General features: G+C 43.4%; 12 protein-coding genes and 1 pseudogene. 9 read left to right on the forward strand and 4 right to left on the reverse strand.

The window, feature by feature from the left end; all coding sequences use genetic code 11:
- Positions 1-97 precede the first annotated feature (97 nt).
- The 6 genes from ACED48_RS07980 (at position 98) to pheT (ending at position 9,645) form a co-directional block, all read left to right on the forward strand.
- On the forward strand, positions 98-2,581 hold the full coding sequence (locus tag ACED48_RS07980; RefSeq protein ID WP_084026600.1) for an RND family transporter: 2,484 nt from the start codon (positions 98-100) through the stop codon (positions 2,579-2,581).
- A 101-nt stretch (positions 2,582-2,682) separates the two neighbouring features.
- Positions 2,683-3,432, forward strand: a complete 750-nt coding sequence (locus tag ACED48_RS07985; protein WP_230855792.1) for an outer membrane lipoprotein-sorting protein — start codon at positions 2,683-2,685, stop codon at positions 3,430-3,432.
- Between the two features lie 9 nt (positions 3,433-3,441).
- Positions 3,442-4,674 (forward strand): hypothetical protein, encoded by a 1,233-nt coding sequence (locus ACED48_RS07990; protein WP_017057500.1) that lies wholly within the window; start codon positions 3,442-3,444, stop codon positions 4,672-4,674.
- 236 nt (positions 4,675-4,910) lie between these two features.
- Positions 4,911-6,020: a GGDEF domain-containing protein gene (locus tag ACED48_RS07995; protein ID WP_029627146.1), complete on the forward strand. Its 1,110-nt coding sequence runs from the start codon at positions 4,911-4,913 to the stop codon at positions 6,018-6,020.
- 217 nt (positions 6,021-6,237) lie between these two features.
- The gene (pheS, locus tag ACED48_RS08000) at positions 6,238-7,221 is read left to right on the forward strand and encodes a phenylalanine--tRNA ligase subunit alpha (RefSeq protein WP_004734764.1); all 984 of its coding nucleotides are present in this window, start codon (positions 6,238-6,240) and stop codon (positions 7,219-7,221) included.
- An 18-nt stretch (positions 7,222-7,239) separates the two neighbouring features.
- Positions 7,240-9,645 (forward strand): phenylalanine--tRNA ligase subunit beta, encoded by a 2,406-nt coding sequence (gene pheT / locus ACED48_RS08005; protein WP_017057497.1) that lies wholly within the window; start codon positions 7,240-7,242, stop codon positions 9,643-9,645.
- A gap of 691 nt (positions 9,646-10,336) precedes the next feature.
- Here the strand turns inward: pheT and ACED48_RS08010 are convergent.
- The 3 genes from ACED48_RS08010 to ACED48_RS08020 all read right to left on the reverse strand — a co-directional run bounded on the left by ACED48_RS08010 (position 10,337) and on the right by ACED48_RS08020 (position 14,428).
- Positions 10,337-12,052, reverse strand: coding sequence for a hypothetical protein (locus ACED48_RS08010; protein WP_139151193.1), 1,716 nt, complete (start codon positions 12,050-12,052; stop codon positions 10,337-10,339).
- A 201-nt stretch (positions 12,053-12,253) separates the two neighbouring features.
- Entirely contained in the window at positions 12,254-13,567 is a 1,314-nt protein-coding gene (locus ACED48_RS08015; protein WP_017057495.1) for a hypothetical protein, read from the reverse strand.
- 87 nt (positions 13,568-13,654) lie between these two features.
- Positions 13,655-14,428 (reverse strand): hypothetical protein, encoded by a 774-nt coding sequence (locus ACED48_RS08020; RefSeq protein ID WP_017057494.1) that lies wholly within the window; start codon positions 14,426-14,428, stop codon positions 13,655-13,657.
- Between the two features lie 391 nt (positions 14,429-14,819).
- Here ACED48_RS08020 and ACED48_RS08025 point away from each other — a divergent pair.
- Positions 14,820-15,692 (forward strand): annotated as a pseudogene (locus tag ACED48_RS08025) (alpha/beta fold hydrolase).
- Between the two features lie 395 nt (positions 15,693-16,087).
- The gene (locus tag ACED48_RS08030) at positions 16,088-16,936 is read left to right on the forward strand and encodes a hypothetical protein (RefSeq protein WP_017057490.1); all 849 of its coding nucleotides are present in this window, start codon (positions 16,088-16,090) and stop codon (positions 16,934-16,936) included.
- Between the two features lie 105 nt (positions 16,937-17,041).
- On the opposite strand, the gene ACED48_RS08035 is transcribed toward ACED48_RS08030, so the two are convergent.
- On the reverse strand, positions 17,042-18,550 hold the full coding sequence (locus tag ACED48_RS08035) for a DUF3360 domain-containing protein (protein ID WP_017057489.1): 1,509 nt from the start codon (positions 18,548-18,550) through the stop codon (positions 17,042-17,044).
- A 315-nt stretch (positions 18,551-18,865) separates the two neighbouring features.
- Between ACED48_RS08035 and ACED48_RS08040 the strand changes: the two genes are divergently transcribed.
- Positions 18,866-19,204, forward strand: coding sequence for a hypothetical protein (locus tag ACED48_RS08040; protein WP_017057488.1), 339 nt, complete (start codon positions 18,866-18,868; stop codon positions 19,202-19,204).
- Positions 19,205-19,234: the final 30 nt, after the last annotated feature.

Raw genomic sequence — 19,234 nt, forward strand, 5'->3', positions numbered from 1 at the left:
AAGTGTAGTTTTGGTTTTCTTGAACGTATGACTAAGAATTGTGTCTGTGTCAGCTTTGGCTGATTTTTTATGACACAAATATGACGAATCGTCACAAATGGAGACTGTGATGGAACATGACAGCCAGAAGCCCGCTTTAGAAACCCCTAATCTAAGCCGTAGCCGCTCAGATAGCAGTAACTTAGATAACGTGAATCTAAATAACTGTTGGTACTCAATACCGACCAAGCGTTCGTTTATCGTTCTGCTGGTGGTTCTTTCAATCATTGTGCTCTCTGCATTAGGGGCAAAGAACCTCTACTTCAGAGGAGACTACAACATCTTCTTCGAAGGCACCAACAAACAGTTGATGGCGTTCGAAGAAATCCAAACCACCTTTGCGAAAACCGACAACCTAGCGATTGTTGTCGCGCCTGAAAATGGCAATGTCTTCACCCCGGAAACCCTCACCTTAATTCAAAACCTTACGGTCGATGCGTGGCAGACTCCGTACTCAAGCCGTGTCGATTCACTTGCCAATTATCAGCACACCGAAGCCATTGAAGACGACCTCTTGGTGGAAGATCTGTTGTATGAAGGGTACGAGCATACACCAGAGCGAATCGCCAAAGTTAAACAGATTGCCCTAAACGAGCCACTACTCAAGAATGCGTTGGTATCAGCGTCTGGTGACGTGACTATTGTTAACGTGACCGTGCAATTACCTGAAGTGGATGAAACCGCGGAAGTGCAAGAAGTGATCGCGGCCATCAACACCATGATTGCCAAGTACCAAGCCGATTATCCGAATGTCGAGTTCCACAAGGCGGGCATCATTGCCATGAATGACGCCTTTATGATGTCGGCTCAGGAAGACAGCGCAACGCTCGTGCCATTAATGCTGTTGGTGGTGTTGGTGTTCCTGACCTTTATGCTGCGCTCATTCTTTAGTGTGGTTGCAACCTTACTTGTGATTATCTCGTCGATTGTGGCGACCATGGGGCTATCTGGCTGGGCAGGGATGTTCCTTAGCACGGCAACGGTCAACGTTCCAACGTTAGTATTAACCCTTGCCGTTGCCGACTGTGTTCACGTGATTGTGACCATGAGACAAGCCATGCAACGCGGGATGGAGAAAACACAAGCCATTCAATACAGCATCAAGCTGAATGCGATGCCGATTTTGATAACGTCTGTCACTACCGCGATAGGCTTCTTGATGATGAACATGTCGGATTCCCCGGTGTTGCGTGACTTTGGTAACTTATCGGCATTGGGTGTAATGATAGCGTGTTTGCTATCCGTGACTATGTTACCTGCGCTGCTAAAACTGCTACCAGTTAAAACTTTACCAACGAATGAAGCGGCACAAAGCAAAGTGACCTTTATGGATAAGCTAGGCGACTTTGTGGTGACTCACCGTAAAGCGCTACTGCCTGTTTCAACTCTTGTGATTGTCGGCGCTGCGGCGTTAATTCCTTTGAACAAAGTGAATGATGAATCGGTGAAGTATTTCGATACCTCAAGTGAATTTAGACAAGCGGCCGACTTCATGGAAGACACTGTAAGCGGCATGACGACCATCAGTATTGCAGTGAAAACCAACGAGTCTCAAGCGATAGCTGATCCTGTGTTTTTGCAAGCGATTGGTGACTTTACCGACTGGCTGCGTGTACAACCTGAAACCGACCATGTGGCAACGCTTTCCGATGTTTACATGCGTTTGAATAAGAACATGCATGGCGATGACGAGAGCTACTACCAATTGCCACTTAACCGGGAATTAGCTGCGCAATACCTGCTGCTTTATGAGATGTCTCTTCCTTATGGCTTGGACTTGAACAACCAGATCAACGTCGATAAGTCATCGATAAAAATGGTACTCACGGTCGATAACCTAGGCAGCGTAGAACTGGTTGAACTCGAAGAACGCATCTACTCATGGTTTGCAGCCAACGCGCCGCAATATGAAGTGGTCGCATCCAGTCCATCTCTGATGTTTGCTCACATCGGTGAAACCAATATGGCGAGCATGCTATCAACTTTGCCTATCACCTTAGTGCTTATCTCTGGTTTGATGATCTTTGCATTGCGCTCGGTTCGCTTAGGCATGATCAGTCTCGTGCCAAACATTGCCCCTGCAATTATTGGCTTTGGTTTGTGGGCGCTTATCTCTGGTGAGATCAACCTTGGATTGTCGGTCGTAGTCACCCTTACTTTGGGTATCGTGGTTGATGATGCAGTGCACTTCTTAAGTAAATACCAACGCGCACGATTGGAAGGGAAATCCGCGGAGGAAGCGGTTCGTTATGCCTTCCACACTGTTGGCCGTGCATTGTGGATCACCACTGTTGTGCTCGTCGCTGGTTTTTCTGTACTGGCGATGTCGAGCTTCAGACTCAATTCCGACATGGGCTTACTCAGCGCGATTGTGATTTTTATTGCGCTGGTGGTCGACTTCATCTTGCTACCAAGCTTGCTGATGATCTTCGACAAACAAACTCACTATTCAGACAAACCTCAGCACGAATCAAAGCTATCTAAAGTCGATCAATCTAGCCCGTCTAAACCAGTTGGCGAACTGTCTACGTCGACCAAATAAGGAATCGTCAGCCTGCTGCGGTGGGCTGACTCAAGGAGAAATTTATGAAAAGCATTAAACACTCTATTACAAAGAAAACACTAATAACGTCATTGATAACAATGAGCGCGTTTGCAGCTTTCCCTGCGTTAGCAGACCCAGCGAAAGGCCTAGAAATTGCCGAACAACGTAAAGCTGTCGATATGGGGTGGGGGGATTCTGTCGCGACAATGGAAATGCTACTTCGCAACAAACAGGGCGAAAGCAGTACGCGCCTAATGCGATTGAAGTCGTTAGAGGTTAATGACGATGGCGACAAAGGGCTGACCATTTTTGATGAGCCACGTGACGTAAAAGGCACGGCTTTCTTGAACCATTCACACATCTCTAAATCGGATGACCAATGGCTATATTTGCCTGCGTTGAAGCGTGTAAAACGCATCTCTTCACGTAACAAATCGGGCCCGTTCATGGGCAGTGAATTTGCTTATGAAGACTTAAGCTCGTTTGAGCTAGAAAAGTACACCTTCAACTACATTGAAGACGCCAAAATCGAAGGTGTCGATACCTTTGTTTTAGAGCAAGTTCCGACCGACAAAAATTCAGGCTACACCAAGCAGAAAGTATGGCTCGATCAACAATATTACCGCCCCGTTCAGGTTGAGTTTTACGACCGTAAAGGCGCATTGCTGAAAACCCTGTCGTTCGCAGACTACAAACAATACCTAAACCAATACTGGCGCGCACACACCATGTCGATGCAAAACCACCAAACAGGTAAAAGTACGGTATTAACCACGACAGATTTAGCGTTCCAGACCGGTCTTAAGGACAAGGATTTTCAAAAAAACACACTTAAACGTGCAAAGTAAGGCAAGAATATGAAAAGGATTGTGTCAACAGGAACGCAGTTATCTTTCACTTTGGTGGCGACCATGGGGCTTATGCAGGTATCGTTGCCATGTGTGGCAGATGGGTTTAGCTCTGAGTTCGTAGAACAGGTCACCCCACAGCTGGCAGGGCAGGTTAACCTTGAACACAGGCAGTTCTTTAGCGATGGCTTACAAGGGCAAGATAAAGGGCAAAGCTCACTGGTGTTACAACCAGAGTTTTATTGGGAGCAAGAAGAGGGTAATGGCAGCTTTACCTTTACGCCATTTTATCGCCTAGACAGCGAAGACGACGAGCGAACCCATGGTGACATTCGTGAAGCTCTGTACCTAACGTATTGGGATGACTACGAACTGCGAGCGGGTGTCGGCAAGGTGTTTTGGGGCGTGACCGAATCGGCGCACTTAGTGGACGTAGTAAACCAAACCGATGCTATTGAATCGGTCGATGGTGAATCGAAATTGGGTCAGCCTATGGTGCACTTCACATCGATAAAAGAGTGGGGAACCATCGATGCTATGTTACTGCCGTATTTTCGTGAGCGTACCTTTGCAGGGGAAGACGGACGGTTAAGACCAACCGTACCTGTATCAGACGATGCGCTTTACGAATCTTCGAGAGAAGAAAAGCATGTTGATGTGGCATTACGTTATAGCCAAATGTACGGCGACTGGGATGTCGGTTTAAGTTATTTAGGCGGCACAAATCGCGACCCTTATTACCGTGTGGAAGGCAGCAATCTCAAGCCATACTACGCACAAATGCAGCATTTCGGGCTTGATGTACAAGGCATTATTGGCGATTGGTTGTGGAAGCTAGAAAGCATTTATCGCGACAGCTACGACAACCACACTAGCGTGGCGACAGGCTTTGAATACACGTGGGTTGGGGCGCTAGAGTCGTATTGGGACATCGGCTTCATTGCTGAATACTTGTATGACAGTCGAGGCAATAACGCCCAAACCATCGGCCAAAACGATGTGTTTCTTGGTGCGCGTTTCGCCTTAAACGATGTAGATGGAACCGAGGTATTAACGGGCATCACTCAAGACTTAGATAACAGCGATGTCTACAGTGCAAAACTCGAAGCATCGAGCCGCATCAATAATAACCTCAAGTGGCGATTGAACGCTTGGTTGTTTGAGAACGAAACCGCTGAAGACTTATTATTCTTTGCTCGCAAGGATGACTTTGTTGAGGTGGCGTTGGAGTACTATTTTTAGTCTTTACAAAAAGTGAGCATTTCAAATAAGTTAATGTTGGATTCGTGGGGCGCTCTTGTTAAAGGGAGCGTCTCAAATTTAAGATGAATTATATTTAGAATGTTCAAAGTCGTCTTTTTATAAAATGGATCAAATAATCGAATAGCCCTATAGGTAAAATGGTTGTATTTTTCGAGCATCTATAACCTCCGAATATGCATGCAAATTATGCTGGTGGTATCGGCCCTAAGGGATTTATGAATTCATTTAATTGGGATAAAAACTTTGAAACAGGTATTGGTGTCGTAGACGAACAACATCAATACCTTGTTGGTTTTATCAACCACTACGGAAACCTGCTGTCTGAGAATACTATTTCAGTCGAAGACATTAGCATCGCTTTACTTGATCTCACAAGTTATGCTGAGTTTCACTTTAAAGAAGAAGAATCTTTGATGAGAGGGTGCGGAGTTTATGATTTACACATAGAAGAACACATCAAAGTGCATCGTGTTTTTATGCGAGATATCTACAGTATGCAAGCCTTCATATTGGAAGAAGATCAGGCATCAGCACGTCAGCTATTAGACTTCCTCATCCATTGGCTCGCTTATCACATCCTTGGCATCGACCAAAACATGGCGCGACAAGTGGCCGCGATAGAAGAGGGGGCAACACCCCTTCAAGCCTTTGAGGCACAAGAAAAGCAGCAAGACTCTTCAACCATCCCTTTACTAGCAGCGCTTAAAGGCTTATTCGAACAAGTTTCTGAACGAAACAAACAGTTGTTACGGTTCAACCAGGTACTCGAAGACAAAGTCGAGGAACGTACAGCAGAATTGAAACGAGCGAACAAGAAACTCGAAGAGCTCTCGTTAACCGATTCACTCACTAAATTACCTAACCGTCGTTGTGCTTTTAAACAGTTAGCTTTGCATTGGCAAGAATCGAAAGAATTTGGCATACCTTTAGTCTGCATTATGATCGATGCCGATCACTTCAAGCGCATTAATGACACTTGTGGGCATGATGCTGGTGATCTGGTGTTACAAACCCTCGCGAACGAACTGAAAAACAGGTTTCGCAACGATGATATTGTGTGTCGATTAGGGGGCGATGAGTTCTTGGTGATTTGCCCGGATACTGACCTTAATGGGGGCATGCACATCGCAGAAACGACTCGACAGAAAGTGTCTGAATTAGAGATCGAAACTGGCAACCAATCTTGGATTGGCAGCATTAGTGTCGGTGTGGCTGAAATGAGCCAAGAGTTTGAAACAATGAATGAATTGATTAAAGCGGCTGATGAGTCTGTTTATTTAGCGAAAAACGCGGGGAAGAACAGCGTTTGTTCGATTCAGATCTAGCCTTCAGGTCATTTCCAAATTAAGAAGTGGCACCAGTAATTGTTCCACTTCTTCCTACTCCTCATTAATGTCCTGTTAAATTTGCCGTGTTTTTAGTCAATAACTTGTTCTTTTAGCGATTCAATTTGGCATTAGTTGCGTGTTTGATTACTATGTGTAGCTATCTAAAAAACTAATCATCCGATACGGACACTACCAACTGGTAGATGAGGAAATGATGCAACATCTAGAAGAGATCATTGCTAATGCAACGACTGCTATTGATACAGCAGATTCGTTAGTCGCACTTGATGAAGTGCGAGTTCAGTATTTAGGTAAGAAGGGTGAACTCACTCTTCAACTACAAAGCCTAGGTAAACTTCCACCTGAAGAGCGTCGCACTGCTGGTCAAGAGATCAACAAAGCGAAAGGTGCTGTTCAACAAGCGATCGCAGCTCGCAAAGACGCACTGCAACGTGCAGAGCTTGAAGCGAAACTAGCTGAAGAAACTATCGATGTGAGCCTACCAGGTCGTCGCATTGAGAACGGTGGTCTTCACCCAGTGACTCGCACCGTTGAGCGTATCGAACAGTTCTTTGGTGAGCTTGGCTTTAGCACTGAGTCTGGCCCTGAGATCGAAGATGCATTCCACAACTTTGATGCACTAAACATCGCAGACGATCACCCGGCTCGTACTGATCACGATACTTTCTTCTTCAACCCTGATCTAATGCTACGTACGCACACTTCTGGTGTTCAAATCCGTACGATGGAAAACGGCAAACCGCCATTCCGCTTCATTGCTCCGGGTCGTGTTTACCGTAACGACTACGATCAAACTCACACGCCAATGTTCCACCAAGTGGAAGGTATGTTAGTTGATGAGAACGTAAACTTCGCACAACTTAAAGGCATTCTTAACGATTTCCTTTGTAACTTCTTTGAAGAAGAAGTTGAAGTGCGTTTCCGTCCTTCATTCTTCCCGTTCACAGAGCCTTCAGCTGAAGTTGACGTGAAACGTAAAGATGGCAAATGGCTAGAAGTTCTAGGTTGTGGCATGGTTCACCCTAACGTACTTCGCTCTGTTGGCATCGACCCTGAGAAATACTCTGGTTTTGCATTCGGTATGGGTGTAGAGCGTCTAACGATGCTTCGTTACGGCGTAAATGACCTTCGTGCGTTCTTCGAGAACGACCTTCGTTTCCTTAAACAATTCAAGTAATCCGGGGCAGTCAAAACTATGAAATTCAGTGAATCTTGGCTACGCGAGTGGGTTAAACCTGCAATTAACAGCGAAGAGCTAGCTCACCAAATCACTATGGCTGGTTTGGAAGTTGACGATGTAGAACCTGTTGCTGGTGAATTCACCGGCGTTAAAGTAGGTAAAGTGGTTGAGTGCGGTCAGCACCCAGACGCAGACAAACTACAAGTTACAAAAATTGATATCGGCGCAGAAGAGCTTTTAGATATCGTATGTGGTGCATCTAACTGTCGTCTTGGCCTAACTGTCGCAGTAGCAACCGTTGGCGCAGTACTTCCTGGCAACTTCAAAATCAAGAAAGCAAAACTACGTGGCGTTCCATCGCACGGCATGCTTTGTTCTTTCTCTGAGCTAGGTATCGACGTAGAGTCTGACGGCATCCTTGAGCTGCCTGAAGGCACAACGCTAGGTATGGACGTACGTGAGCTTCTTGAGCTTAACGACGTAACTATCGACGTAGACCTAACAGCAAACCGCGCAGACTGCTTCAGCATCCGTGGCCTTGCTCGTGAAGTTGGCGTACTAAACCGCGCAGACGTTACAGAGCCAGCAGTTGAAACTGTTGCAACAAGCATTGAAGACACAGTATCTGTTGAAATCAAAGCAACGGATGCTTGTCCACGTTACCTTGGCCGTGTGGTTAAGAACGTAAACGTGAAAGCGGAATCTCCAATCTGGATGCAAGAAAAACTGCGTCGTTGTGGTATCCGTTCAATCGACCCAGTTGTAGACATCACAAACTATGTGATGCTAGAGCAAGGCCAACCAATGCACGCATTTGATCTAGCTAAGATCGAAGGCGGTATCGTGGTTCGTCTAGCAGAGCAGGGCGAAAAGCTAACACTTCTAGATGGCAACGAAGCTGAACTAAACAGCAACACACTTGTTATCGCTGACCACAATAAAGCACTAGCAATCGCTGGTATCTTTGGCGGTCAAGATTCAGGTGTTACTACTGAAACAACAGACGTTCTTCTTGAAGCGGCATTCTTCGCACCGGATCACATCCGTGGTCGCGCACGTGCTTACGGCCTTCACACTGATTCTTCTCTACGTTTCGAACGTGGTGTTGATTCAACACTTCAAGCAGCAGCAATGGAGCGTGCAACACAGCTTCTAGTTGAAATCTGCGGTGGTGAAGTTGCGCCAGTAAACGGCAGCGAATCTGAAGCTGATCTTCCTAAAGCAAACGTAGTTGCTCTACGTCGCGCTAAGCTAGACAGCCTACTAGGTCACGAAATCCCATTTACAGACGTAGTGGAAATTCTTACTCGCCTAGGTTGTGAAGTTGAAAGCACTGATGCTGGCTGGACGGCAACGTCTCCATCTTGGCGTTTTGATATCGCAATCGAGCAAGACCTAATTGAAGAAGTAGGTCGTATCTACGGTTACGATAACATTCCAAACCAAGCGCCTAAAGCGGCACTTAAAATGAATGACCACAAAGAAGCTAACCAACCGCTTAAGCGCGTTCGTGACCTTCTTGTAGACCGTGGCTACCACGAAGCAATCACATACAGCTTCGTAGAACCAGAACAGCAAAAACTTGTTGTACCTGGTGTTGAGCCGCTAATCCTGCCATTCCCAATCTCTGCGGACATGTCAGCAATGCGTCTTGGCCTAATCCAAGGTCTTCTAAACACAGTTGTTCACAACCAGAAGCGTCAACAGTCTCGCGTTCGTCTATTCGAATCAGGCCTACGCTTCATCCCTGAAGCAACTGCTGAAAACGGCATGCGCCAAGAAATGATGCTTGCGGGCGTTATCTCGGGTAATCGTGGCGAAGAGCACTGGGACATTGCAACTAACACTGTAGATTTCTTCGATCTTAAAGGTGACCTAGAAGCGGTTCTTGAGCTTTCTGCAAACGAAATCGCATACAGCTTCAAAGCCCTTTCTTATGAAGCAAAAGAGCGCAACCCAGCACTTCACCCAGGCCAGTCAGCAGTGATTATGGCTGATGGCAAAGAAGTGGGTATCATTGGTACTGTTCACCCAGAACTAGAGCGCAAGTTTGGTCTTAACGGCCGTACTATCGTATTCGAAATCGAATGGGCAGCTATCAACACTCGCGTGCTTCCAGAAGCAGTAGCCGTATCTAAGTTCCCTGCAAACCGTCGTGATATCGCCGTTGTTGTTGACGAAGCAGTCGCTTCTGGCGACATCGTTGAAGCGTGTATCGCTGCTGGTGGCGAATTCCTAACAGGCGCTAAACTGTTCGACGTATACGTTGGTCAAGGCGTTGAAGAAGGTAAGAAGAGCCTAGCTATCGCACTTAGCCTACAGTCTGTAGAGCGCACACTAGAAGATGCAGACATCGCTGGTTCAGTAGATGCTATCGTAGCTTCAATCTCAGAGAAATTTGGCGCAGCACTTCGCGACTAATCTCTTCTGATAGATAGAAAAACCAAAGGCCTCGCATTGCGAGGCCTTTTTTGTTTTTGTTGGATAAGGAGTAGGGTGCTAACTTGCAATTAGACATTTCCGAGTTACGAACCAAAAAAAACGACTTTTCGGATTCGCGCTGGTATTGCAATCATGCACTCAGCAGAAATAAAAGTGGCCAAGTCATTTATCCAGTTCATTTGTGCACCACATGCTCATAGTGCTATTCCAGTCGTTAGAATTAGTTTTTCATAGTGATGTAGTAAACTAATGTGAAAAACAAATGCAGTATTCTAACTTTTTGGCAAATACTGTTAGTTAGCAACTATTGTTTTTTCGATAAGTTTTCCAAAGATTCGCTAAGAGTCTGGTAAAACAGCGGAAACAATGCAAATAAAATACTACATTAGTTCAGCTAAATTGTCGGCTAGAGCATTATTAGGAGTACTCGTTCTCATTGGTGTATCGCGTATCAAATGCACGGGTGATTGGGTGTCGGTTTCGATGAAGATGCTTGTCGAATACGCAGAGAGCAGGCAGGGAAAACGTTGTAGTCGTCCGACATATGGCACTGAACCTACTGACAGAAAAAAAACCGTTCAACGGTGGTATTAAAAGGAAGCAAATCGAAATAACGCTTATATTTCTCATGTCCTTTCCGGCAAGGGGCTTCATAATCTTGCCCCGCAGGTTATATCCCAACGCCGATTGCAACAATATTGTAATTCTCAAGCTCAAAATTTAGTTTGGATGTTTTTGCTAACAGAATATTGTCCTTTTGTCCCTTGAATACAGGATGATGACTAAAGAACTTGCCAATTACGGCATCAGGGTCATCCAACTTCGCGATGTAATCGCCTCTATACTCGAACAGCCCGTCTTCGCGAGGAGATAATATTCTAAAATCAAGTATCAAGTTGCGAAAAGAGTTCCAGTCATATAAGGCAATACCATAGTTAGTTACCTGATAATCATAATCGGGTAAGTTATGAAGAACTATAAAGCTTGAGTTATTAAGTGAAGGCGTATCTTTGAAACCTAAATTTTTAACTGTTTCACTTAATCGACCACTCTCTAGCAATCGCTTAGCTTCACTTAGCTGCTCAATGCCTTTAGATAAATCCTGCTGTAGTCTTTTGACTGCTCCGCTGAAGTATGGTGTATTCCCTTCTATAGAGAACTTAACTTGCAGGAAATAATAATGTTTAATGTTCCTATCATATAAAACAATGTCTACATCGGCCTTATTCTTGTAGCTCCCGACGATTTGATCTCTATCAAATCCTTTCTTTACTATAAATCGATCTGAATAATCAGGGCTTTCATTTAGCTCGTTGAATATGTAGCCCACTTCAAAAAATTTGCCTCCTAGATGCTCTCGAACTTTGTCAAGCTCACCTAATTCTTCAACCTTATCCTTAAGAAGCGCTGGCAAGTTTGAAGCCCATGACTCTACAGACAGCTCGATTCCATTGTCATTGCAGACGATAAACTGCTCTGTAATTAGTCTAGATTTATGCTCTAAGACAAAGCCTTTTACAAAGTCATAGTCCAACCCAATCATACTAAGTTCGTATCTATTTAATTTTATGTTGGTTTGCTTTACTTTTGCTAAAAGCAAAGCGCCTACTAGGTTGGCAGCGTTAACAATGAAAATTGTCGACTTGATTTCATATGATTTTTTGGTTAGATGTTGTTTTTTTATAAAGAGTTCTTTGTTAAGTATTAACTCTCCCACTAAGTCTATGTGTTTTTTATTAAGCTTAAGGTTCAACTCAGATATAAGGCGGACCAAATACATATCAGCCTTTGAGGACTCAGTAGCCATTGATTTTGCGAATAAATGCCTATCTATAATTTGACGTTGCTCTAGATCTCGAACTTGAAATACATAAGTTTTTTCGAGTTTGGACACATTCAATTTCCCTGCTAGCGTCAACGCTAGCAACTCATTAAATATGAAAAATTTTAGTACTCGACATAGAGAATCCCCTGTCAATGGAGGTTCCTTGCCAGATCTGGTCAGGGAGAAGTAATCATAGATTCGATCAAGTTGCCTAGAAACTACGTTAGTTTCCATCGCCTGTTCTGGGTCGAAACCAAAATCACCACATCTTTGAGTATCCAAGTTGTATCTAACTAATTCGCGGGCATGACTCAAATCAGTTACTTTGAACTTATATTTATTTTCAAGTTCATAAATAAGCAAGGGTAGTTGAGAGGAGAGGTTTACTTTTATTTGGTCATAAAAGTTAGCGATATCTAGTAGTTGCTCCTTATCACTACGTTTTTCTATGAAGTTACCAGAATCCAGCTTCGATAGGGAATCATATAAAGAAAAGTCGAACGGTTTCTGAAGTAAGCTTCGAACCACAGATCTTAAGTTTCGAGGAGTATCTATAAGCAAATTTATACCACACTAGTTATATATGTATATAAACACAGTATCAACCATTGCTAACATGTCAAGAGCTTTGTCGTTTTGGAGCGGTCTAAATCTACAACCAGTTGGAACAACAGTGTATATCGAATAATGCTTAAAGGGTGCTAAAGAAACACCCATTAAGAAAATCAATAGATCGCATCTTGGTCAGTAACTCTACTTTCCTTACCCTTGACCGTTTACTAACACCTGTATGTCAGAATACAGCTGATACAAGCTATGAGCGGACATATCCAAGATTGGTTCATACATGAATGAGTTCAAATGAATGTTCTCTGGAGTCATCAAGTTAACTTGATCCAGTAAACTAATGGTGTCTTGCTCAGCTTGGTGTAGCTCAATGAATTTATCGTAAAGTGCACGAGTTTGATTTGAACTAATCCCCTCAAGAAAAGCTGGGGCAGCTATTCTGGTGATCATGAAGTGCTCAGCTTGTAACCTGATAGCCATAGCCAAAATAACTTTACATTCAAGCTCGGGTGTTTCTTGAGGATCAGCTACAAGCGCATCACTATGCTCTATTATCTTATCAAACACCAATGACTCACTGTTTGGCAGTTCTAGTGCTGGTTGATCTACAAAGATCTCACGATACATCGCTTGCATATCGCTAATTTTGATGTTTTTAGTATCTGCTTTTAGGTGCAGAAGAGATGTCAAACTATTGTAGTGATCTTCATGACCACAATACTCTGCAAGATTTCGAGCAAATGGGATACTGGCTAACAGGTAAGCTTCATTTGTAGCTAAGTTTTGCTTCCAAGCATTAAATACATCTTTTTGATATTTTTCTGGCTTTAGAGCAATTTCCGTTGATGACTTTGTTGCCATATGACGATTCTGACGTTTCGCGCCTAGTCGACTACTCACAATTCGATGAAAATCGAAGTTGTGAGTGAGTAATAGCAAGCTGAAATGAGCCACTTTTGTAATATCACGGAGATACTCAACAATGGCATACTTGTTCTTATAGTCAAAAGAATCGGCAATATCATCTATCACAACCAAAAGTGGCTGAATATTGTTTCGTTTCACTTCAATTTCAAAAAGTACGTTAAGGATATAAAGTGCTCGCTTTTCGCCTTGACTCAAAACGTCTACCAAACTTGATTGACTAACGACCTCTGACTCACCCCGCCCGTCATTAAATTCGAACTTTATAGCTGGAGCGACGTTATTTAGAATTACCTCATCCTGATTTTCTACGCTAAGTTTAAATGGAACCTTGAAGCGTTTATTGAAAGTATCAACGACGGTTTCCCAAGTTGTTTTTTGTTGCTGTGCTTGATGGACAATATTCGCCACCAACTCTTGATTAGACTTATATGTCGCAACTAAGTCATCCCAAGCAGCTTGATTAGATTGTAAGTACCCGATTAGAACTTTTCTTTTAAACTCATCAACATCGGTAAATTCACCTAGCAAGTCTTGATGCTCTGAAATTAGATCTCGAAAAGCTTGAGTTTCTTTGTTTTTCAACTTGCTATCAACACGGCTAAACTTTTCTTTTAATTCGGGGTTTTGTAGTACTTTATCTTGCTCGGATTGTAGTAACTCATTGAGCTCCTACTTTGAAGAAACCTCTTGCTTAGAACCATCGACTGAAATATTGACACTATGCGAAGCAATGAAGAAGCCGTTATCTGTTAAACTCTTTGAAACGACATCAGCCTTTTGGTGATTAAAAGTTTTGGATAAAACTGTAGAGTTTTCAATCAACTTTTCATAAGTATCGACATAGTCTGCAAGGTCTTTGCTTAAGTCTTCTGAGGCAATGAGCTGGAGAGCTTTTGGGTTAAATAAAGTATCGTACTTATATTCTCCATATTGGGTATAGTCGGGGTTTGTCTGCTCAGAAAGTGTTACAAGTAACCCTAATAGTTCTTTTTGAGGTATCCCAAAAGCTTCATTGAATAGACTCGGGACATCTCGTTTCCCTGACTTTTTAGTAACCCCGTTTATGAGAGTTGAACGTTTGCCATCTACTTCCTTAAGAGCCGTGTCATATTGTTGTTTCAACTCTTCGTTAACCAACAAAGTTGAAAGTTGTTGAGAGCTATAGCTTCCATTATAAGAGTCAATCACCATTACTTGGGTTGACACTAGATCGGCACCATCAATTTTGATATTTCTTAACGTTGTACGACTTGGAAAGATAAGATCCTTTGTATCCTTGTTTTCTTCCACATCCTTAAAGGTCTTAGCTAGCGAAGTTTTTAACGTTCCGTTTGGAGCGTAGAGCGAATTAATGCCATCGTTAGTAGCCGACTTTGTAAAGTCTAGCTCTTTAGATAGTTGGTTGATGCCATAACAGTTAGCCAAATCAAGCTGGAGTTTCATGGATGATCCTCAATTTATCAGTTACTACTGAATATTTATGGTGGTGCCTTTAATACGAGACGTATAGCATAATGTCATGTGTTGCTCTTTATAACTACAATAAAAGTAAGAGAAAATGATTGCCCCAAAGGAATATGGTGCTTGTAGTGGGGTAGTATATTTGGCCACATAATTAGATGAGGAAAAGTGAGTCAATCGTTACTTTGGTTGAGTGGCTGTTGAATCAGTCGAGACAAGGAACAGGGCAAAAATGAGCTGGTCAAGTCACCACAACAGAAGAGCTCTTTATCTAAATCTCTATTGACCCGTCTAAAGCTTCACACTTTATAGTGACTATATTGATTGAGAGGGGCGCTTCCTGTGCTCCTTTTAAAGTATGTAGAGAGACACTATGAAACGTTTAATTCTAAACATTACACTCTTGGTATTCATGGCGCTGGGTAGCTTTAATGCCATGGCTCATGCTTCAACGGTTAAGTACGGTATTGCGATATCTCACGATGGTGAGCAAATTGCTTATGGCAAAAGTGGGAGCGGGGAAACGGCATTGATCTTCATTCACGGTTGGAGCTTAGACAGCAGGCTTTGGCAAAACCAAGTGAGTGAGTTTTCAAAGCAGTACCAAGTGATCACTATGGACTTAGCAGGGCACGGTAACTCATCGTTCAACCGTGAAGAGTAAACCATGGTCGCGTTCGCTGAAGACATCAAAGCAGTCATCAAAAAAGAACAACTCGATTCAGTCATCTTAGTCGGCCACTCCATGGCGGGTGGCGTAATTGCAGAAGCCGCTAAACTGATGCCGAAAAGAGTGAAGGGCATTCTTGGTGTCGACACATCGCAAAACGTCGCACTAGCGGTTTCACAAAGCGATCTAGATGCAATGACCAAACCATTTGAAGCAGACTTCCAAGCGGGTATCACTACGTTCGTGAAAGACTCGCTACCAAAAGACGTAGACGCGGATTTACTTTACTGGGTAACACAAGACATGGCATCAGCACCGCCAGCTATCGCGATAAACCAGTTTCGCCATTATCTAGGACAATACGTGACAGGCGAAGCACACCGCGTGTATGAGAACGTGAATGTGCCAGTAATATTGGTTAACGCTCGTCTATGGCCAACCGATTCAGAAGCGAACAAGAAACACATTAAGGATTACAGCATTTACTACATTGAAGACTCAGGTCACTTCCCAATGCTTGAGCAACCACAGCAGTTCAACACAACGTTGATGAATGCGGTGAAGTCAGTGAAGTAGGGCAGTTGTACGTGAGAATAGGCTGATAATCCCCTCCTAACCTCCCCTTGGTTTACATCTCCAATCTCTTGTTGGCAACGATAAAGGGGAGGAACTGAATACCGATCGCTACATGTGCTGCTATATGTTCAGCGGCAAAGAATGTTCTCCCCCTCATTCTTATATCTCAAGAGATCGGGTCACTCCATTCGAGGGGTATGTACGTCACATACAAACTAGGTATCGAACATACGGAATATTTATATCTTCACTGCTAAATGTACAACAGATATCACACTTGTCTGTTAATGGTTAATCTAACCTGTAATGACCTCTTTACTGATAAAAATAACTTTAACAGCACCTTTCATCATGTGGGGAGGCTTTAAATTCAACGTCAGATAAAGAGATTTCTTATGTATAAGTATCTAACACTAATCGTTTTATTACTCGCTGGGTGTGTGTCTACAAACGAAGTTGCAGACAAATCTTGGTGCCAACCTTACAACGACCAACTTACTGAAGTTTTTAGCAACGAACTTACGTTAGGCGCGAGAGCCCTAGATACCGTTATCGGGTGTGCTCCAAGGCCTTTACCTAAATTTGTACAAGGAGATGTACTAACTAACTCAACACTTATGTCCGACTTTCAAGTGAAACAGGTCACTGATATTAAAGAAGTGTACGCCAACACCAAGCCTAATGCGGACGATATCATCAACTTTGTTATTTCACCGCAAGCAAAACAATTAGCATTGAGCAGGGCATTGCGTCTCAATGAGCTTTCATACTCAATTATTGTGCAATCGCAGAAGGACAAATCGGAAATAATAAAAAACAATACCTTTGAAATACTTAATGAATTTACGGAAGATAATATTGATAAGCTAAACAAGGCCGTAAAAGAAGCCAGTTACGATAGATATCAGAAACAAGTGCATCGTATTCAGCGTGATTATTATGACATCTTGTATCAAATTACCCTCGGTGGGGCAGATAAGGATGGTCGACAGTCAATATCATACGATCCGAAAGATATCGCAACACTGCTCACTAAGGCTGTTAAGGTTTATGCTGATCAACAGGCTATTAGGTCAAACTTTTTATTAATGCGCGATCAGTATTTCGCAACTATCAACAGTAATTCACTTCCATCTTTTGATCAGCAGTGGGAGAACCAGATAACAGACATTAAAGAGCAATGTCAGTTAACTGCAAAAGGGCTTGGTTTAGATGAAACCAAGTGCGAAGTTATTCAGCAATAGATATATCTTTATTAAACTAAGGCCTCGCGATTACGAGGCCTTTTGTATTCCGACCAAAACTTAATAACAGCAAGGGCCAAATATTCAATAACTCTTATTTAGAGGTTAACGAAAACTTGGGATAATCGCTGGTACTCCTGGTAGAAGACCAACCAACGCCATCACACCACTTAGTACAATAAACATAATGCCCGGCAACACCCAACGGCTCATTTTACTCAGTTTACCGCTACGTTCTTTACAACCTATCAGGCCTAAGTTATCCAACAGCATGGTGAGAGACCAGCCAAATGCAGGGTTAACGAGCGCTGAAGAAAATACAACAATCGCTGCCGATTGCGTGGTTTTCCCTTCACGCGTCATTTCCATTCCAGCTTCTAGCAATGGCACAAATACCCCAACAATGAGCGCAACACAAAGTACGGGTTGCCATATCGCTAAATCCATAGGGTAGCCCCAAACTGCGGCGATGATACAGAACAGAGCCGTCAGCAAAGCGCCAGCAGGAATAGGGCGTTTAGCAATCGCCGCCGGTACGATATAAGTACCCCATGAAGACGTAAAGTTAGTACCACCAAGCAGAGAACCGAACGTTTGACGAATTGAAGCCGTGGTCATGGTATCGTCAATGTTCATGTGTACTTTTTCGGTACGTTCTGGATAGCTGATTTTTTGAAATACTTGGTGCCCTAAGAAATCTGGCGACCACATAGCGACGGCTAAAATCGCAAACGGCAATACCACCATGAAGTGTTCAATCGTTGGTAGACCAAGCATCCAACCTGTATCTTCTCCCCACCAATACATAGGGTTCATGTTAGGTAAGCCTGGCTCAGTGTGGAAAGCAAATGGTGCACCCATGGCAAACGCAATCGTACCACCCAGTAAGCAACTAAGAGGGACGGCTAACCAACGTTTGCGGAAGTGTTCCAATAGCGCGTACAAGATAATGGTGCAAAAGATTACGACAAACGCGATATGGCTCATACCGATTCCCTCAGCCCAAGCGAACAGTTTCTTAACTTGAGAGGCGGTTCCAACAAAACCAAGGTAGAGTAATAAGCCGCCACACACGCCTTTACTGGTGAGGTTGGCCAACATGCTGCCACCTTTACTGATGGCTAAGATTAGGCCAAAAGCGCCAATCAGTAACCCAAAGGCCATAGGGTGTCCGCCAGCTGCAACGACAATTGGAATTAAAGGGATGAGTGGACCGTGTGTACCGGCGAGGTTAGCAGTCGGCAATAAAAAGCCAGAGAATAGAATGATGAAAACAGAGGCGATGAGGAGTTCATAACGAACGTTTTCTAAAATAAAGCCTTCATTTAGCCCGAGCGCCCCGGCAAATGTGGCAGCAATCGCTCCCACCATAACCACTTTACCAATGGTAGCGGCCATCGCTGGGATGGTGTCTTCTATCTCAAATCGATAATCTTTAAACGGCAAATTGGGACGCCAGCGTTTAGGCGCCATGATTTGTAACTCATGCTCTAAATATTGTTCGCGGGATTCAAATTCCGATCTTGGTTTATGTTGTTGTTCATAAGTGAGTTCGTCCTCATTGGTTTGAGGCTTATCTGGTCGTATATTTACGGACTCTAAAGTACTGCTCATTCTGATTCCTTTCGCTCACACATCTAGATGTGTTATTCCAACAAACGTTATTGACTCACGCAGAAGCGCAAACAATGTGTCAACTTATAATTAAAAATTCATTAACATTTAGTTGTTAGTACCTTATATCAAACCAAAAAAAACAAACAGTCTCAGACAGTTAGACATTAGTCGTAGAGTAAGTAGACAAGTATTAGGCTTTGTAGATAGTGTGTGTCTGATTATTTGTAGCTCCTTAATTTCTCCCACGTTCTGTATTTGATAATGATAGAATCCCCGCATCTGAATTATCGAGAAACTAGGTATTTATAAACAATGTTTATCCATCATGTTAACGGCATCGACTGGCTGGTGATTACAGCTTTTGAAGAACTAAAACCGATGTTTATCGAAGATGCTGGTCCAATTCCATCTTACTTTTCTACCGCCAGTGAATTGAGCCTGATTGATCAAGCCAAGCGCAGCTATGGATTTTTACCGACACTCCGCGGTGTGATCACCGATACCGGTACGTTTCAAAGTAAAGATCTTGAAGAAGATTTGAATCCACAGCTTGCGTGTATCGTTGAAGGGCGTGGTCGGGTGTTTATCTACCACGGCGACTATGTGGCTTTTGTCGATGACGAGCAAACCTTCATTACCCGAATGAACTGAAAATTATTCGAAGGTTTAGGTTGGTTAATT

The organism is Vibrio sp. 5S239 (assembly GCF_041439575.1).
Classification (GTDB): Bacteria; Pseudomonadota; Gammaproteobacteria; order Enterobacterales; family Vibrionaceae; genus Vibrio; species Vibrio kanaloae.